Here is a 16,361-nt window from a genome sequence, read left to right on the forward strand (position 1 = left end):
ATCTTGACCGGGAATGACTAGTCACCCCCGTCAGTCAAGGCGAAATGGTGTCGTGCTACCGATTCGGTCTGTCTTTCGACGTACTCTTGTAGGCGTGCAAGCCCAGGGCAAACGTCGTTCCAACCCCATCCTCAGTGTCCTGCGACTCCTCATCGCGGGCTCGGCCGCCGGGGTGCTCGCCGCCGCCGTGGCTTTGCCGGCGGTGGGCGGAGCGGGCATGTCGACCAAGACCGCCGTCGAGGGGCTCAACCTCAAGCCCGAGGACCTCGACGAGCCTCCCTTGCCTGAACGCACCGAACTCTTCGACGGGGACGGCAAGAAGATCGCGCAGTTCTACTTCGAGAACCGGCAGTCCGTCAGCCTCGACGAGGTCGCCCCGATCATGCGGACCGCTCTGATCGCGATCGAGGACTTCCGTTTCTACCAGCACGGGCCGATCGATGTGGAAGGAACGGCAAGAGCGCTGCTGAAGAATGTGACCAGCGGCGGCGTCACGCAGGGTGGTTCGTCCATCACCCAGCAGTACGTCAAGCAGGTGCTGGTCAACAAGGCCGAGACGCCTGAAGAGCAGCAGGCGGCCATCGCGCCCACGATCTCGCGCAAGCTGTCGGAGCTGCGCTACGCCATGGCGATCGAGGAGAAGTACTCCAAGGACCAGATCCTGGAGAAATACCTCAACATCGCCTACTTCGGCGCCGGCGCCCACGGCGTCCAGGCCGCCGCCAAGCGCTTCTTCGACAAGCCGGCCTCCAAACTCAACCTGGTCGAGGCCGCCACGCTCGCCGGCGCCGTCCAGAACCCCGCGCGCACCGACCCCAACGTCGGCCCCGAGTCGCGGCAGCGCCTGCTGGAGCGGCGCAACACCGTGCTCGACCGCATGGCCCAGCTCAAGAAGATCACCCCGCAGGAGGCGGCGGCGGCCAAGGCGAAGAAGCTGGGCTTCAAGGACATCAAGGCACCCGGCGGCTGCGAGGCCAGCAGATATCCGTACTTCTGCCTCTACGTCCAGTACGAGATCCTCAACAACGAGGACTTCGGCAAGAACCAGGAGGAGCGCAGGAAGCTGCTCCAGCGCGGCGGCCTGCGGATCAAGACCACGCTCGACACCAAGATGCAGGCGGCCGCCGAGAAGGCGATCAAGAGGTACGTCAGCTCCAAGGACAAGCCCGTCGCCTCGCAGGCGATGGTCGTCCCCGGCACCGGCGAGATCAAGGCCATGGCCGCCTCGCGCAAGTTCGGCCGCAGCAAGAAGAAGAACGAGATGAGCTACAACATCGTGGCCGACGCCGCACACGGCGGCGGCCGCGGGTTCCAGCAGGGCTCGACGGCCAAGGTCTACACGCTGGCCACCGCCCTGGAGGAAGGACTCAAGTACGGCGACGGCTTCCCCTCGCCGGCCGGCTACAAGGCGAGCGGCTACAGCTCGTTCAAGAACTGCAAGGGCCAGAACGTCGGCGACCCGTCCCACACCGTGCGCAACTCCAGCGAGGGCGGCGGCGGTTTCAAGACGCTCGAGTCCGGCACCTGGGGCTCGGTCAACACGTTCTTCATCAAGCTGCAGGAGGAGGTCGGGCTCTGCGACGTCGTCAAGATGGCGAAGAAGCTCGGCGTCGCGCGGGCCGACGGGCAGAAGCTGTCGGAGGTCGAGACGTTCACGCTCGGCGTCAACGAGGTCGACCCCGTCACCATCGCCAACTCCTACGCCGTCTTCGCCGCCCGCGGCAAATACTGCAAGCCGCTCGCCATCACCGAGATCACGGACAGGAACGGCAAGGCCAAGCAGTACAAGCCGAAGTGCTCCCAGGTCATCGAGGAGGAGGTCGCCGACGCGGTCAGCGGCATCCTGTCCGGGGTGTTCACCAAGGGCACGATGACCGACGTCGGCGGCATCGGGCGCGACGCGGCGGGCAAGACCGGCACCACCGACAACTACATGTCGGCCTGGTTCTCCGGCTACACCCCCAACCTCGCCTCCGCCGTCAGCCTGGGCGACCCGCGCGGCACCTCGGCGCACAAGCTGATCGGCATCACCATCGGCGGGCGCTACTACCCCTACGTGTACGGCTCGTCGATCTCCGGGCGCATCTGGAAGGACTCCATGCTGGAGGCGCTCAAGGGGGTCGAGCCGACCAAGTTCAAGTCGGTCGACCGGTCGCGGTTCGGCGGGTGCACCGACAACTGCGCGCCCAAGCCGAAGAAAAAGAAGAAGGGCGACGGGGGGAACCCGTTCGACATCTTCGACCGCGACGGCGGCGACCGCTTCGGCGACCGCTTCGGCGACCGGCTCGGTGACGGGCCCGATCGCGGGCGCGGCGGCGGCGACGACCGGCGGGGCGGCCCCTTCGGCCGCGGCGGCGACACCGGCCCCCTCATCACCCCCGGCCGCTGAGACGCCCTGAGGCCTCCACCCGGGAGGGAGGAGGCCTCAGCTGCCCCAGGATGCCACCTGGCGGCCCGCCGCGTCGCAGAGAGTCGCTGGGGGCCGGGTACGCGGGGTTACTCGGCGTCTACTTTGCGGCGAGGCGAGCGCGTACCTGCGCGGCCACCCTGCCGCCCTCGGCGCGGCCGGCCACCTTCGGGTTGACCGCCTTCATCACCTGCCCCATGGCCTGCGGCCCCGAAGCGCCCGTCTCGGCGATGGCCTCGTCGACCAGCGCGCCGAGCTCCTCGTCGGACAGCTGCGCAGGAAGGTATTCCTCCAGCACCGCCTGCTCGGCCAGCTCGGCCTCGGCCTGCTCCTTGCGCCCGGCGTTGCCGAACGCCTCGGCGGCCTCGCGCCGCTTCTTCGCCTCCCGGGTCAGGACCTTGACGACCTCGTCGTCGGTCAGCTCTCTGGCCTCCTTGCCCGCGACCTCCTCGACGTTGATCGCGGCCAGGGCCATGCGGACCGTACGGAGACGTACCTCGTCCTTGCTCTTCAGCGAGGCCGTCAGATCGGCCTTCAGCTTGTCCTTCAAAGCGCTCATGCGCTTTATCTTGCCGCCTGCGCGGACCACCCCGGCGCCATCCGGACTTCCCGCGCCGGATCTCGGGCATCATGAAGAGGTGAGGAAAGCCGCCGCAGTGCCCCTGTCCCTGCTCGGTCTCGGCCTTGCCGGGCTGGGCTACGCGTCCGTCGTCGAGCGCAACTGGTTCCGGCTGCGCCGCTTCGACGTGCCGGTGCTGGAGCGGGGGCGGCGTCCCGTACGCGTGCTCCACCTGTCCGACCTGCACCTGACGCCGCGCCGCACCATGCTCATCAACTGGGTGCGCTCGCTGGGGGCCCTGGAGCCCGACCTCGTGGTCAACACCGGCGACTCCATCGCCCACCCCGAGGCCGTCCCCGCGCTCCTGCACGCGCTCGAGCCGCTGCTGTCGCGTCCCGGCCTGTTCGTGTACGGCTCCAACGACCTCTACGCCCCCCAGCCGAAGAACCCGGCCCGCTACCTCTGGCGCACCTCCAAGAACGACCGCCGCCAGCACACCCCCAACCTGCCCTGGGAGGAGCTCGGGGCCGGCATGGCGGCCGAGGGCTGGCTCGACATGAACAACACCACCGCCCGCATCAAGGTGGGCGACCTCGACGTGGCCGTGGCCGGCATCCACGACAGCCACATCAACCGCGACCGCTACGACGTCGTCGCCGGCCCCGCCCCCGCCGACGCCGACCTCCGCCTCGGCGTCATGCACTCGCCCGAGCCGCGCAACATGACCCGCTTCGCCGCCGACGGCTACCAGCTCCTGCTGGCCGGCCACACGCACGGCGGCCAGCTCTGCGTCCCGTTCTACGGCGCTTTGGTCACTAACTGCGGCATCGACCGCGCCCGCGTCAAGGGCCTCAGCCGCCACGACTCGGCCTGGCTCCACGTCTCGGCCGGCCTCGGCACCTCGCCGTACGCCCCGGCCCGCTTCGCCTGCGCCCCTGAGGCGACCCTGCTGACGCTGGTGCCCCGGAGATAAAGGCGGTCACAAGCACCTTGGAAGTCCGCTAGACTTTCAGAAGCACGCGCACGACGGGCGTGCGACCGGGGTGTAGCGCAGCTTGGCAGCGCGCTTCGTTCGGGACGAAGAGGTCGTGGGTTCAAATCCCGCCACCCCGACCCAGCTAGAGGGCCGCTTTCGATCATCGGAAGCGGCCTTTCTCGTTCTCCGGGTGACGGACCGCGTGACTACGATCTCCGTGGTCGTTGACTCCGCGTCAGGCTGCGCGTGGGACACCAAACCGATACGGAACGGTCCAAGATCGGCTCATGATCCTCCATAGGATCTTTCGCGATAAGTCTCACTACCCAGGAGGCGTCCCCGTGCGTAGCCGATCTCTGTTGACCGCTGCCCTGTTAGCCGCGTCCGTCGTCGCCGTCGCGCAGCCCGCGTACGCCGCCGCGCCCGCCGTACAGATCACCAAGATCTACTATGACTCGCCCGGGTCGCCGGACAACGGCGGGAACAGCAGCCTCAACGGCGAGTACGTGCAGGTCAGGAACATGACGAAGAAGGCCGTCAACCTGCGTGGCTGGACCATGCGCGATGCGACGCGGCGGCAGGATCACATCTACACGTTCGGGACGTTCACCCTGAAGCCCGGCAAGACGGTCACTCTGCGCACCGGGAAGGGCAAGAACACCAGCACCACCCGCTACTGGGGCAGGAGCGGGGGGACGCTGGCGTACATCTGGAATCAGAGCAAGGACACCGCCTACCTGCGGAACGCGGCGGGGAAGCTGATCGACTCCTGCTCGTACAACTCCTCGCGGGACGACTACAAGGTCTGCTGACCGCTACTCCCGGGTGCCGAGTGCCTCGGCCGGGGGTGTGCGGAGGATGAAGCGGGCCGGGATTGCGGTGGCGGTCAGGGCCAGGACGGCCGCCACCGTGATCACGGCGAGGTAGGTGAGGGGCGGCACGTACGGCAGGGCCGAGCCGGTCATCCCCGTGCTGAAGGCGGCCAGCGTCACGAGGGCGATGCCGGTGCCGAGGGCCGTGGAGAGGGCGAGGGCGGACGCCGTTTCGGTGCGGAGCATGCGCAGCACCTGCCGGCGGGTGGTGCCGACGAGCCGGAGCAGGGCCAGCTCGCGTGAGCGGGCCGAGGTGGACATCGCCAGTGTGTTGACCACGGCTATGGCGCAGAAGGCGATGATCAGGCCCATGGCGACGTAGTTGACGGCGGCGTTCGAGGTGGCGGGGGCGATCGCAGTAGCGGGTGCGATCGCCGTAGCAGGGGCGTTCGAGGCGGCGGGGGCGATCGCGACGACGTGGTCGAGCACCGTGGCGTCGGGCAGGGCTCGTTCCAGGGCCGTGCGGTCGCCGCCCGTGACCAGGACGGTGCCGCGCGGGTCGTCCACGTGGCCCGAGACCAGCGCGTACGGGAGCGTCAGGTCGCCGAAGCCGAGGCCGCGCGCGTAGACGGCGGCCACCTCGACCTGCGCGGGCGTGCCGTCGCCGAGCAGGAGCGAGAGCCGGTCGCCCACCGCGACGTCCAGCCGGTCGGCCGCGGTGCTGCTGACCGCCGCCGACCGGTCGCCGAAGCGGGCGAGCGAGCCGGCGACCACGCCGAGGTCCATGGTCGCGCCGAGCCCGTCGGGGGTGACGGCCTGCGCGGTGTACTTGTCCAGGCCGACGCGTACGGAGGTGCGCAGGACGGCGGTGGCGGCCTCGACACCGGGCACGCGCCGGGCGTCGGCCGCCGTGCCGCCGCGGATGACGTGGTCGGCGCGCACGCCGGCGTCCAGTTCGCGTTGCGTGGCGGCCTCCATGGTCGTCTGGACGAACAGGCTCGTGCAGGTCACCGCGATCAGCAGGGTGAGCGGGGTGACCACGGAGGCCATGCGCTTCCTGCCGGTGCGCAGGTTGCGCCGGGCAAGGTGGCCGGTGACGCCGGGAACGCGGAACGGCACGGCGAGCACGGGCCCGAGCAGCGCGACCGCGATCGTCCACGTCAGCGCGGTGAGCATGGTGACCGGGCTGGACGCGGCCTCGGTGGTGAGCGAGGCGAGCACGACGGTCAGGACGACCGCGCCGGCCGTCACCAGGAGCCCCGCGGCGATCCTGCTCCAGGGGAGCCTCCGTGCGGGCAGCCCCGCCTCGCCGAGCGCCTCCACCGGCCGGATCGACACGACGCGGCGGGCGGCGAGCCGGGCGGCGGCGAGCCCGGCCAGTACGGTGCACAGGAACGCGGCGATCGGCGGGAAGGGGCCGACGACCAGCGGCAGGTTGGCGGGCACCGCGCCGAGCCCGACGAACTCCCGGTGCAGCCATATCCCGAGCAGGATTCCGGCGCCCGCGCCGAGAGGCCCCGCGGCCACGCCGATGGCCAGCGCCTCGCCGGAGATGAGCCGCCTGACCTGCCGGGGCGTGGCGGCGACCGCGCGCAGCAGGGCGATCTCGCGCTGCCGCTGCTGGATGGACAGGGCGAAGGTGCCGACCACGACGAGCATTGCGACGATCAGCGCGGTGCCGCCGAGTGCGCCGCCCAGGCTGATCAGCCGGATCCTGGCGTTCTCCGCGTCGAGGAACTCGACGGCGCCGCGTGCCGCGCCGGTGTAGACCTGCGCGTCCCGCACGGTGAGGTCCACCTGCGGGAAGACGCCGATGGCGGTCAGCTGTCCGGGGCGGCCGGCCAGCCGGCGTGCCTCCTCGGTGCTGAAGAAGAGGGTGTCCTGGCTGGGCAGCGCCTGGGCGGTGACGCCGACCACCCGGTGGCCGGGGATGGTGGCGCCGGAGTGGCGGGCGTCCACGACGACCTCGCCCGGGGCCTCGGGGGCGCGGCCACGCGCGAGCGTGAACGGGGTGAGCCCGGCCGACTCCCAGCCGTGCGCGGTGAATCCGGCGTACGGGAAGGTGACCTCCGTGACGACCTTCCCGACCCCCGGCGTACGGGCGACCTCGCCGGCCAGGGACGCGGGGATCCAGCGGCGCTCGGTCAGCGCCTTGGCCTTCTCCTTGCCGCTCTCCTTGGTCAGCCTCGCGTACTGGTCGCCGGCGACGATCACCGGCGCGCCCGCGTACCGTTCGGGCGCCACGGCGCCGCGCAGGCCGGTGTCCAGCAGCATCCCGCAGGCGGTCACCAGGGCGGCGGCGCACAGCAGCGCCACGAACGCGCCGGCGAACCCGGCCTTGCGGTGCGTCAGCATCTTCATGACGAGGTTCGTCATCGCGTCCACGCTCCCAGGCCCGTCATCCGGCGGGCGATCCCGTCGGCCGTGGGGGAGGTCACCGAGTCGACGATCCGGCCGTCGGCCAGGAACAGCACCTTGTCGGCGTACGAGGCGGCGATCGGGTCGTGGGTGACCATCACGACGGTCTGGCCGAGCTCGGAGACCACCTCGCGCAGCAGGCCGAGCACGTCGCGGGCGGTCATGGTGTCGAGCGCGCCGGTCGGCTCGTCGCCGAACACCACGTCCGGCCTGGTCACCAGCGCTCTGGCGAGCGCCACGCGCTGCTGCTGGCCGCCCGACAGCTGGGCGGGCAGGTGTCGTGCCCGCCCTTCGAGGCCGACCCTGCGGATGATCTCGGCCAGCCAGGCCCGGTCGGTCCTGGCGCCCGCCAGTTCGAGCGGGAGGCTGATGTTCTCGGTGACGGTCAGCGCGGGAACCAGGTTGAACATCTGGAACACGAAGCCGATCCGCTCCCGCCGCAGCTCGGTCAGCCTGGTCTCGTTCATGCCCGACAGCTCCGTGCCGCTCAGCCGTACGGAGCCGGAGGTCGGGACGTCCAGCCCCGCCGCGCAATGGAGGAACGTGCTCTTCCCCGAGCCGGACGGCCCCATCACCGCGGTGAAGGTGCCGCGGGGGACGCCCACCGTCACCTCGCGCAGCGCCGCCACGGCGGCGCGCCCCTTGCCGTACACCTTGCTCACCGCGTCCAATCGCACTACGTCCGTCATGGTTCGAGCCTGCTGTCCGGCCGCTGCCGCGGCCAGAGAGCCGGTCACCGGTCAGGGATGACGTCCTCATGAATCGGACATACTGGGCGAGTGATCCGCATCTTGCTGGCCGAGGACCAACACGTCGTCAGGAGCGCCCTGCAGACCCTGCTCGCCCTCGAGCCGGACATCGAGGTCGTCGACGCGGTCGGCTCAGGGGCGGCCGCGGTGGCCGCCGCCCTGGTCCACGGGCCCGACGTGGCCGTCATGGACATCGACATGCCCGGTGAGCTCGACGGGATCGACGCCGCCGGCCGGCTGCGCGCCGAGCTGCCGGGGGTCAGGACGCTGATGCTCACGGCGTACGGCAAGCCTGGGCATCTGCGCCGGGCGCTGGCCGCGCAGGTGGACGGGTTCGTGCTCAAGACGGCGCCGCCGGAGGAGCTGACCGCGGCGATCAGGAAGGTGACGCGGGGCGAGCGCGTGCTGGACCCCTCGCTGGCGGTCACGGCGTGGCACCTGGCCGAGAACCCGCTCACCGAGCGGGAGGCGGACGTGCTGCGGCTGGTGGCGGGCGGGGCGGAACCGCCCGAGATCGCGGGGCAGCTGTTCCTGACCGCCGGGACGGTGCGCAACTACCTCACGACGATCGTGAGCAAGCTCAACGCGCGTAACCGTACGGACGCGGTGCGCATCGCCACCGAGGCGGGCTGGATCTAGCCAGGCGCGGGCAGCCGGGCGGTCAGCTCGAACCAGCCGTCCTCCAACGACGTCTCCAATCGTCCTTCCAGCGCGGCCAGGCGCATCGTCAGGTTGCCGATGCCGGCCGAGCCGCGTCGTCCACGGCCTGCCCTGGCCTCGTCGTTGCTCACGCTCAGCCACACCTCGCCGTCGCGCTCGCGGGTCACGATCGCGACGTGCCGCGCGGAGCTGTGCCGCAGGACGTTGGTGACCGCCTCGCGGAGCACGACGCCGAGCGTGGTCTCCGCCGCCTCGCCGAGCGGGGGGTGGCCGAGGTCCAGCTCGACCTCGACGCCCGCCGCCTTCAGCACCGAGCGCGCCGACTCGGCCTCGGCGGCCAGCGAGAGGCCGCTGCCGTCGCCGGAGACGCTGCGCAGGTCGGCCATGGCCCTTTCGGTCATGACCAGGACGTCGTCGAGCTCCTGCCGCGCCCGCTCGGCGTCGAGGCGGCGGGCCAGCTCGCACTTGAGCAGGATCGCGGCCAGCGAGTGGCCGAGCAGGTCGTGCAGGTCGCGGGCGGCGCGCAGGCGTTCCTCGACGAGGGCCGTCCTGGCGAGGGCGGCCGCGGAGTCGCGGAGTTCGGCGGTGAGCTGCGCCAGCCGGCCCAGGCCGTAGATGACCAGACCCGTCACGACGACGCTGATCGGGTTGTTCACGGCCAGCGCGACCGGCAGGCCGAGCAGCCACCCGCAGATCGCGGTCACGGCCACGACGGCGCCGGCCAGCGGCAGGGCGACGGCCCAGGGGAACGCCAGCAGCAGCGGCCCGATCAGGAACCCCGAGACGCCGAGCCAGTCCTGCCCGAAGATCGGGATCGGCGCGAAGGTCAGCACCGCCATCACCGACAGGGCGACCATGTGCCGGCCGTGCAGGGAACGGAGCTGCATGACGATGATCACGGCGAGCGGGACGGCCGGCCACCACGTGCCCGCCAGCAGCAGCAGCTTGATCGAGAACCCGATCGCCACGGCCGCCAGCAGCGTGGTCGACAGGCCGTGGTCGGAGGCCGGGCGGGCGGCGGGCCGCTGGGCGGGCAGGACGGCCTCGACGGTCAGCCGCGCGTCTCCGTCGAGCCCGACCGTGAGCGCGCCGCCCGCCGCCTCGACCTGGCGGGGCAGGTCGCCGAGCCACTCGTCCCCCGCCACCCGGGCGCTCGCGTCGGTGACGCGGAGCCGTACCGTGCCCTCCTCGGCGAAGGTCTCGATCAGGCAGGTCTCCGCCGTACGCCGGCGGACGATCTCCACGACGGACGCGCGCAGCACGGCGGCGAGCAGCGCGCCCGCGGGACCGAGCGGCTCGTCGTGGCCGATCCGCACCTCGGCGTGGACGCCCTGCGCCGTCAGCATCGCCTTGGCCGTGGTGATCTCGGGGGTGAGGGAGACGGCGCGGAAGCTCGCCGCGGCGTTCCTGGCTTCGGCCAGCGAGGCGCGGGTGGTGTCGACGTCGGGGACGCCCGCCCTGGCGCTCTCGCCGATCGTCCGCAGCGCGCGGCCGAGCTTGTCGTTCAGCTCCGCCGCGATAGCCAGCCGCTCCTCGGCCACCACCCGCATGGCCACGGACAGCCGGGCCGCCCGGACGTCCTCGAACCTGTCGATCATCGTGGTGAGGCCGTAGGTGACCATCGCGATCAGCACCGCGCTGATCGCCGGATCGAGGGGGCCGAGCAGGACGGCGCCGGCCACCACCGGCAGGGCGAGCAGCCGCGGCCCGGTCAGCAGCAGGGCTCCGGCCGCGAAGCCGAGGATGCCGACGCTGGTGCCGAACAGCAGGACGGCGGCGTACGCGGTGACGACCTGCAGCGCCGCCAGCCACCACACCCGCCGCCGGATGAGCACGGTCTGGATGCCGAAGACCGCCAGGGCCAGAGGTGAGCCCGCCACCAGGTAGACGCTGGCGAAGCCGGCGAAGACCACGGCGACGATTAAATCCGCCCGCTTTTGCACCCGTTTATCCTATTCATGAGCTGATCACGTTCGACTGGTGATCTCCTCTCTGGCCGGTGAATCCGCACGTCAGCAGGCTTGTGCCCATGACGACCGCAGGAAAGTTCGCACACCGGCCGCTCCTTTACTGCACGGGCGCGATGGCGGTGCTCGCGCTCGTGAGCGCCGTCGGGCTCGTCGTGGACGAGCGGACCGTGCTCGGCGAGGCCGTCTGGCTCAAGCCGTTGAAGTTCGCCGTCTCCTTCGCCCTGTACGCACTCACCCTCGCCTGGCTGATCGGCCAGGTGGACCGCTGGCGCAGGACGCTCTGGTGGCTCGGCACGGTGATCGTCGCCGGCTTCCTCGTACCCGAGATCTCCGCCATCACCTTCCAGGCCGCCCGCGGGGTGCGCAGCCACTTCAACCTCACCCCCGGCCTGGACGAGACCGTGTTCATGGTCATGGGCGGCGCCGCGTACCTGGGCTGGCTGCTGACCGCCGCACTCGGCGTCTTCCTGGTGCTCCAGCGCCGCGTCGACCGCGCCATGTCCTGGGCGATCGCGCTCGGCTTCCTCGTCTCCCTGGCCGGCATGTCCGTCGGCTACCTGATGACCGCCCCCACCCCCGGCCAGGAGCAGAGCCTCATCGCCGGGCTCGACCTGACGACGATCGGCGCGCACAGCGTCGGCGCCCCCGACACCGGCGCCGGCCTGCCGCTCACCGGCTGGGAGACCGGCGCAGGCGACCTGCGCGTGGCCCACTTCGTCGGCATCCACGCCCTGCAGGTGCTTCCGCTGCTCGCGCTCGCGCTGCGCCGCCTGCCGTGGCGGGCGCTCGACGGAGCCAGGACCGGCCTCGTGATCGTCGCCGCCGCAGCCTACGCGGCCCTGACCGCCCTGCTGCTCTGGCAGGCGGAGCGCGGCCAGCCCCTCATCCACCCGGACGCCCGCACCTGGACAGCCGCCGCGATCCTCGCCCTCCTCGCCGCCCTCGCCACCACAGCCGTCCTCACCTACGCCACCCGCCGCGCCGAGAAGCCGCCGGCACTGGTCGTGGAAGGGTGAAGGACGGCGAAGAAGTCGCGATCATCGGCGGTGGAAGCGCCGGATGGGCCGGTGACGTATCCGGACGCGAAGGTCGATGATCTGCCGGTCACTACCGGCGCGTCCGGAAGACCATGAGGAGGATCATCAGGACGTAGGCGGCCACCACGAGCAGGGCCGCGCTCATCACCAGCAGGAACGGCGGGAAGAAGAAGGAGCCCACGGCGCAGATCGCGCCCAGGATCATCAGGGCCAGGCCGCCCGCGCGCTGTGAGCGCTGCCAGGCCAGGGCCAGGGCGCCGTTGGGGCCGTCCGGCATGCGGGACGGGCTGATCTTCGGCAGGACGTTGCCCATGCCGATCAGCATGATCCCGACCGCCACCCCCACCGCGCGCTCCAGCGGGAACTCGTGGCCGGCCGCTCTGGACAGCAGGCCGGCCTGGAGGGTCACCAGCAGCAGGGGCAGGACGACGAAGAGCACGTTCATCGATCGCGTCTGGGAGCGCGGCGAGGCGACGAGCCGGGGGTCGACGTAGTGGCGCATGCGGCCGCCGATGACCGTCGAGACGGTCATGATCGCGCCGACCACGATCAGCACGCCGGGCAGGGCGAAGGCCATGACGACGCGCGGCACGGCGACGCCGGAGCGGGTCTCGGTGGCCTCGCGGGTGACGATGGTCTCCGGGAGGGAGTCCCACAGCGTCCAGGCGATGGCGACCATGACGATGAAGCCCACGGCGGAGGCCACGATGCCCGCCCACGGCAGGCGTGCCGCGGTGGGATCCGCGGGCTCTTGGTTCTGGACGCGGGTCCGGTCCATGCGGCCTCCTCCGATCGACGTGACATTTCAGAACGTAGATCCACTGCACCCGGCCGCGGTATCCGTCGTGCGGCACGGAGAGGTCATGTTGACCGGCCGGGCGGCCATGACCGAAGTCATGGGCGGCCATTTGTCGCCGTTATTACTTTTTCATTCTTTCGCGACACATCAAAATAGCCTTTTTTCTCGGCTTTTTCTTCGGGCCGCTGACACGCTCCGTGTTCATGCCCGTTTAAACCATCGACCATAACGTCCGCCGAGGCGTATGGCCAGATGCCAGTCGAAAATGCCAGAGAACTTTCACGGAGCGTGACTTGTCATATTCTCACCGCGTCGCGCTCCAGCCCAGCCGACAAGCGCCCGGCAGGCCCGTACGACCGCCCGCCATCACACTGGGTAATTGGACAAGCCTTCCGGCTTGCTTATCGTTTTGACCTGTACCCCGGAACATCGGTGCGGGAGGCGCTGGGATGAAACTGCAGTACTTCGAATATTGTTTCGCCGACCGGCTCTTCTATGAGGAGCCGGCAAAGTGGGAGACCGCGCAGGCAGGTTACCGGCAGGCGGAGAGCCCGGCCCCCGACGGCTGGATCACCGCCCGCAAAGGCCCCTGGTACAACTACATGTGCGAATCGTCGAAGTTTCCCGCGCAGGGCTGGAAAATTCATATTTCGGCAAATCGCGAAACTGCGCAGCAGGTGCTCGACATCACCGCCGATTACTGTATCGAGCAGAAGATCTCGTTCAAGTTTCTGACCAGCCAGGCGGCGTTCATCGGCCGCAACCTGAAGTACGCCGACCGCGGCGGCAGCGGGAAGTTCATCACCATCTACCCGGCCGACGACGTCCAGCTGGAGAAGATTCTGGACGACCTGGACCCGAAGCTGCAGGGGCTCGGCGGGCCGTACATCCTGAGTGACCTGCGCTGGAAGGACGGGCCGCTCTACCTGCGCTACGGAGGGTTCGTCGAGCGGTTCACCCGTAACGACCTCGGCGAGCCCGCCATGGCCATCGAGACGCCGGACGGCGAGCTGGTGGTCGACAAGCGCGACCCGGTCTTCTACGTGCCCGACTGGGTGGAGCCCCCGCCATTCCTGCACTCGTTCCTCGAGGACCGCAAGAATGGCGAGCCGCCGTCCGACTTCCCGTACGAGATCGAGTCCGCCCTGCATTTCTCGAACGGCGGCGGAATCTACGTCGCGGTCGAGAAGGCCACCGGCAGGCAGGTGGTGCTCAAGGAGGCCCGCCCCGGCGCCGGCCTCGACCAGGTGGGCCGCGACGCGGTGAGCCGGCTCAAGCGGGAGTACGAATTCCTCAAGCAGCTCGCCGACGTGGAGGCGGTCGTCGACTGCTACGACTACTTCGAGCTCTGGGAGCACCACTTCCTGGTGCAGGAGCTGGTCGACGGCGTCACGCTCAACAAGCGCATGGTGGCGCGGACCCCGCTGATCAAGGCGAACGTCACCGACGAGGACATGCGCGAGTTCACCGAGTGGGCCGTGGACATGGCTGACCAGCTCGAAGCGGTGATAGCGACGCTGCACGAGCGCGGCATCGCCTTCGGCGACCTGCACCCGAACAACATCATGATCACCGAGGACGGCCGGGTGCGGCTGGTCGACTTCGAGCTGGCCACCTACGTGGATCAGGAGCAGCGGATCGGCATGGGCGCGCCGGGCTTCGTGCCGCCGGACACACGCGAGGCACTCGCGGCGGACCGGTACGCGCTCGGCTGCCTCAAGATCGCGCCCTTCGTCCCGCTCACCGTCCTGTTCACCCTCGACACCACCCGGGCCGCCGCGCTGGTCGAGTTCGTCGAGAGCCGGTTCCCCATGCCGGCCGGCTGGGGCGAGCGCGTGCTCGAACTGCTCGACCTCGGCCCGTCCGACTGGGCCGGGACCGAGGAGCAGATGGCGCGCAGCAGCGCCCTCATCGGCGGGCACGACGGCGCGGAGCACGATTGGCCGGCCATCGAGGCGTCGATCGCCCGTGCCCTGTGGGCCAGCGCCACCCCCGACCGCGAGGACCGGCTCTTCCCCGGCGACGTCGAGCAGTTCAAGCTCGACGGCTACGGCTTCGCCTACGGCGCCGCAGGCGTCCTGTACGCGATGGCGAAGTCCGGCCACGGCCGGAACGAGGAGCACGAGCAATGGCTGCTCGACCGGGTGCGCAACCACAAGGGCCTGCACCGCCTGGGCTTCTACGACGGCCTGCACGGCATCGCGTACGCGTTCGAGGAGATCGGCCGCAGGGACGCCGCGCTGGAGGTCCTCGACCTGATCGACAAGGCCGGCCGGGTGACGCTCGCCGACGAGCTGCTCAGCGGGCTCAGCGGGGTGGCGCTCAACCAGCTCTACTTCGCCACCAAGCTGGACGATCAGGGCCTGCGGGACGCGGCGCTGAAGAACGCTCAGGAGATCGCGGACCGGCTGACGAACCAGCCGCCCATGACCCAGGGCGAGGACGGCAGGCACCGCAGGGCGGGACTGATGCACGGCGCCTCGGGCCAGGCCCTGCTGTTCGTCCGGCTCTTCGAGGACACCGGCGACTCGGCCTTCCTCGACCTCGCCGAGCGCGCCATCGGCTACGAGCTGGACTGCTGCACGCTCTTCGAGGACAACGACGTGCTGTACGTCAACGAGGGCTGGCGGACCATGCCGTACATCGGCGTGGGCTCGACCGGCATCGGGCTGGCGCTGAGCGAGCTGCTGCGGCACCGGCGTACCGACGAGCTGTCGACGGCCATGGACCGGCTGCGCCGCGCCGCGCACGCGGAGTTCCACATCTGCCCGATGATGTTCTACGGCACGGCCGGTCAGATGGGCTTCCTCCACCACATCCGCCGGCTCTACCAGGACACCGACCGCATCGACGAGCTGATCGCGGCCAAGCGCGACCGCCTGCGCCTGCACATGGTGGGGCTCAAGGGCGAGATCGCCTTCCCCGGCGACCAGCTCATGCGGCTGTCCATGGACTTCGCCACCGGAAGCGCCGGCGTCCTGCACGCCCTGGCCACCCTGCGCGACCCGGGCCTGCCCCTGCTTCCCTTCCTCCACCCCTTCTCCAGCCGCGAGACCGGCTGAGAGACGAAGACCGGCCCCAACCGGCGGAAGGCCGTGCGGCCTTCTGATCCGCCCCGCATATCACCAGAAAGGAACCCTCACCATGTCGTTCATCCTCGACCTGCAGAGCCGCACCGTCGCGGCCGACCGGGCCAACGGCGACTACGAGCCGCTGGGTCCCAGCTCCCTGAGCCCGTCGCTGTGCGTCAGCGGCTGGACCCTCGTCGGCTGCTGAACCTCACCCCGAAAGGAGAAAGCCGACATGTCGTACATCCTGAACCTTCAGGGCATCCGCGCCGAGCAGAGCGCCGACCGCGGCATGGCCCAGCCGAGCTCGGCGAGCCTGTCCCTCTGCTTCAGCAACGCCAGCTGGGCCTTCTGCTGAGCCCGGGCCGATCACCTAAGGAGACATCGCCATGGGTTACGTGCTCAACCTCCAGGAGATGACGCGGAACGGCGCCCCCGCCGACGACGAGGCCGCGCTCTCGATCAGCACCAACAGCTGGTTCGCTTGCCAGAGCAGCGCCAGCCAGATCTTCTGCATCACCACCTGATCCCGGCAGACCACTCACAGAAGCGGAGAAAACCATCATGAGCTTCGTTCTCGACCTCCAGGTGAAGAGCGTCAGCGAGGGCAGGGCCGCGGACGGCCCCGAGCCGCAGAGCCTCAGCTTCTTCAGCCCCGTCACCTGCTTCAGCACCACCAGCGTCGTCCTCTGCTAGTCCCCCTCCCCGAAGAACGATCGAAAGGAAACGACCATGGGCTACGTCCTCAACCTCCAGGGCCGCAGCGGAGCCGCCGCCGCGGGCGAAGGGCCGGACTCGATCCTCAGCACCGCCAGCGCCACCGTCGCGTGCGCCGGCAGCACGCTGAGCTACTCGATCTGCGCCACCCTGAGCACCTTCAGCGCGGCCATCTGCATGTGACGTCCG

16 protein-coding genes and 1 tRNA gene are annotated in these 16,361 nt (G+C 70.1%); 12 read left to right on the forward strand and 5 right to left on the reverse strand.

Going from position 1 to position 16,361, the window contains the following annotated elements:
- Positions 1 to 94: 94 nt before the first annotated feature.
- Positions 95 to 2,389 (forward strand): transglycosylase domain-containing protein, encoded by a 2,295-nt coding sequence (locus tag AB0K28_RS11590; protein WP_364368158.1) that lies wholly within the window; start codon positions 95 to 97, stop codon positions 2,387 to 2,389.
- Between the two features lie 118 nt (positions 2,390 to 2,507).
- Here the strand turns inward: AB0K28_RS11590 and AB0K28_RS11595 are convergent, their stop codons facing one another.
- Positions 2,508 to 2,966 carry a GatB/YqeY domain-containing protein gene (locus tag AB0K28_RS11595; protein WP_345393954.1) on the reverse strand — a complete coding sequence of 153 codons (459 nt, stop codon included), beginning with the start codon at positions 2,964 to 2,966 and terminating at the stop codon, positions 2,508 to 2,510.
- Between the two features lie 79 nt (positions 2,967 to 3,045).
- Here AB0K28_RS11595 and AB0K28_RS11600 point away from each other — a divergent pair, with 79 nt between their 5' ends.
- The 3 genes from AB0K28_RS11600 to AB0K28_RS11610 all read left to right on the forward strand — a co-directional run bounded on the left by AB0K28_RS11600 (position 3,046) and on the right by AB0K28_RS11610 (position 4,754).
- Positions 3,046 to 3,939, forward strand: a complete 894-nt coding sequence (locus tag AB0K28_RS11600; protein ID WP_364368161.1) for a metallophosphoesterase — start codon at positions 3,046 to 3,048, stop codon at positions 3,937 to 3,939.
- A gap of 66 nt (positions 3,940 to 4,005) precedes the next feature.
- A tRNA-Pro gene (locus tag AB0K28_RS11605) sits at positions 4,006 to 4,079 on the forward strand.
- 222 nt (positions 4,080 to 4,301) lie between these two features.
- A complete protein-coding gene (locus AB0K28_RS11610) occupies positions 4,302 to 4,754 on the forward strand; it encodes a lamin tail domain-containing protein (protein ID WP_364368164.1) in 453 nt (150 codons plus the stop codon).
- A gap of 3 nt (positions 4,755 to 4,757) precedes the next feature.
- On the opposite strand, the gene AB0K28_RS11615 is transcribed toward AB0K28_RS11610, so the two are convergent.
- Positions 4,758 to 7,130 carry an ABC transporter permease gene (locus AB0K28_RS11615; protein ID WP_364368167.1) on the reverse strand — a complete coding sequence of 791 codons (2,373 nt, stop codon included), beginning with the start codon at positions 7,128 to 7,130 and terminating at the stop codon, positions 4,758 to 4,760.
- Positions 7,127 to 7,861, reverse strand: a complete 735-nt coding sequence (locus AB0K28_RS11620) for an ABC transporter ATP-binding protein (RefSeq protein WP_345393942.1) — start codon at positions 7,859 to 7,861, stop codon at positions 7,127 to 7,129. The genes AB0K28_RS11615 and AB0K28_RS11620 overlap by 4 nt, the downstream gene beginning before the upstream one ends.
- A gap of 90 nt (positions 7,862 to 7,951) precedes the next feature.
- On the opposite strand from AB0K28_RS11620, the gene AB0K28_RS11625 reads away from it, so the two are divergent.
- On the forward strand, positions 7,952 to 8,560 hold the full coding sequence (locus AB0K28_RS11625; protein WP_364368170.1) for a response regulator transcription factor: 609 nt from the start codon (positions 7,952 to 7,954) through the stop codon (positions 8,558 to 8,560).
- On the opposite strand, the gene AB0K28_RS11630 is transcribed toward AB0K28_RS11625, so the two are convergent.
- The gene (locus AB0K28_RS11630) at positions 8,557 to 10,524 is read right to left on the reverse strand and encodes a histidine kinase (protein ID WP_364368173.1); all 1,968 of its coding nucleotides are present in this window, start codon (positions 10,522 to 10,524) and stop codon (positions 8,557 to 8,559) included. The genes AB0K28_RS11625 and AB0K28_RS11630 overlap by 4 nt on opposite strands.
- Before the next feature lie 86 nt (positions 10,525 to 10,610).
- Between AB0K28_RS11630 and AB0K28_RS11635 the strand changes: the two genes are divergently transcribed.
- Positions 10,611 to 11,567: a hypothetical protein gene (locus AB0K28_RS11635; RefSeq protein ID WP_364368176.1), complete on the forward strand. Its 957-nt coding sequence runs from the start codon at positions 10,611 to 10,613 to the stop codon at positions 11,565 to 11,567.
- 91 nt (positions 11,568 to 11,658) lie between these two features.
- Here AB0K28_RS11635 and AB0K28_RS11640 read toward each other — a convergent pair whose 3' ends face one another.
- Positions 11,659 to 12,366 carry a hypothetical protein gene (locus AB0K28_RS11640; protein WP_364368179.1) on the reverse strand — a complete coding sequence of 236 codons (708 nt, stop codon included), beginning with the start codon at positions 12,364 to 12,366 and terminating at the stop codon, positions 11,659 to 11,661.
- A 470-nt stretch (positions 12,367 to 12,836) separates the two neighbouring features.
- Between AB0K28_RS11640 and lanKC the strand changes: the two genes are divergently transcribed.
- The 6 genes from lanKC to AB0K28_RS11670 all read left to right on the forward strand — a co-directional run bounded on the left by lanKC (position 12,837) and on the right by AB0K28_RS11670 (position 16,355).
- Positions 12,837 to 15,449 (forward strand): class III lanthionine synthetase LanKC, encoded by a 2,613-nt coding sequence (gene lanKC / locus AB0K28_RS11645; protein ID WP_364368182.1) that lies wholly within the window; start codon positions 12,837 to 12,839, stop codon positions 15,447 to 15,449.
- A gap of 82 nt (positions 15,450 to 15,531) precedes the next feature.
- Entirely contained in the window at positions 15,532 to 15,663 is a 132-nt protein-coding gene (locus AB0K28_RS11650; protein ID WP_345393918.1) for a hypothetical protein, read from the forward strand.
- A 27-nt stretch (positions 15,664 to 15,690) separates the two neighbouring features.
- Positions 15,691 to 15,813 (forward strand): SapB/AmfS family lanthipeptide, encoded by a 123-nt coding sequence (locus tag AB0K28_RS11655; RefSeq protein ID WP_364368185.1) that lies wholly within the window; start codon positions 15,691 to 15,693, stop codon positions 15,811 to 15,813.
- Positions 15,814 to 15,844: 31 nt separating this feature from the next.
- On the forward strand, positions 15,845 to 15,982 hold the full coding sequence (locus AB0K28_RS11660; RefSeq protein WP_345393912.1) for a hypothetical protein: 138 nt from the start codon (positions 15,845 to 15,847) through the stop codon (positions 15,980 to 15,982).
- Positions 15,983 to 16,019: 37 nt separating this feature from the next.
- Positions 16,020 to 16,151, forward strand: a complete 132-nt coding sequence (locus AB0K28_RS11665; protein ID WP_345393909.1) for a hypothetical protein — start codon at positions 16,020 to 16,022, stop codon at positions 16,149 to 16,151.
- A 36-nt stretch (positions 16,152 to 16,187) separates the two neighbouring features.
- Positions 16,188 to 16,355 carry a hypothetical protein gene (locus AB0K28_RS11670; protein WP_345393906.1) on the forward strand — a complete coding sequence of 56 codons (168 nt, stop codon included), beginning with the start codon at positions 16,188 to 16,190 and terminating at the stop codon, positions 16,353 to 16,355.
- Positions 16,356 to 16,361 lie beyond the last annotated feature (6 nt).

The organism is Nonomuraea sp. NPDC049504, assembly GCF_040676845.1.
GTDB lineage: Bacteria > Actinomycetota > Actinomycetes > Streptosporangiales > Streptosporangiaceae > Nonomuraea > Nonomuraea salmonea.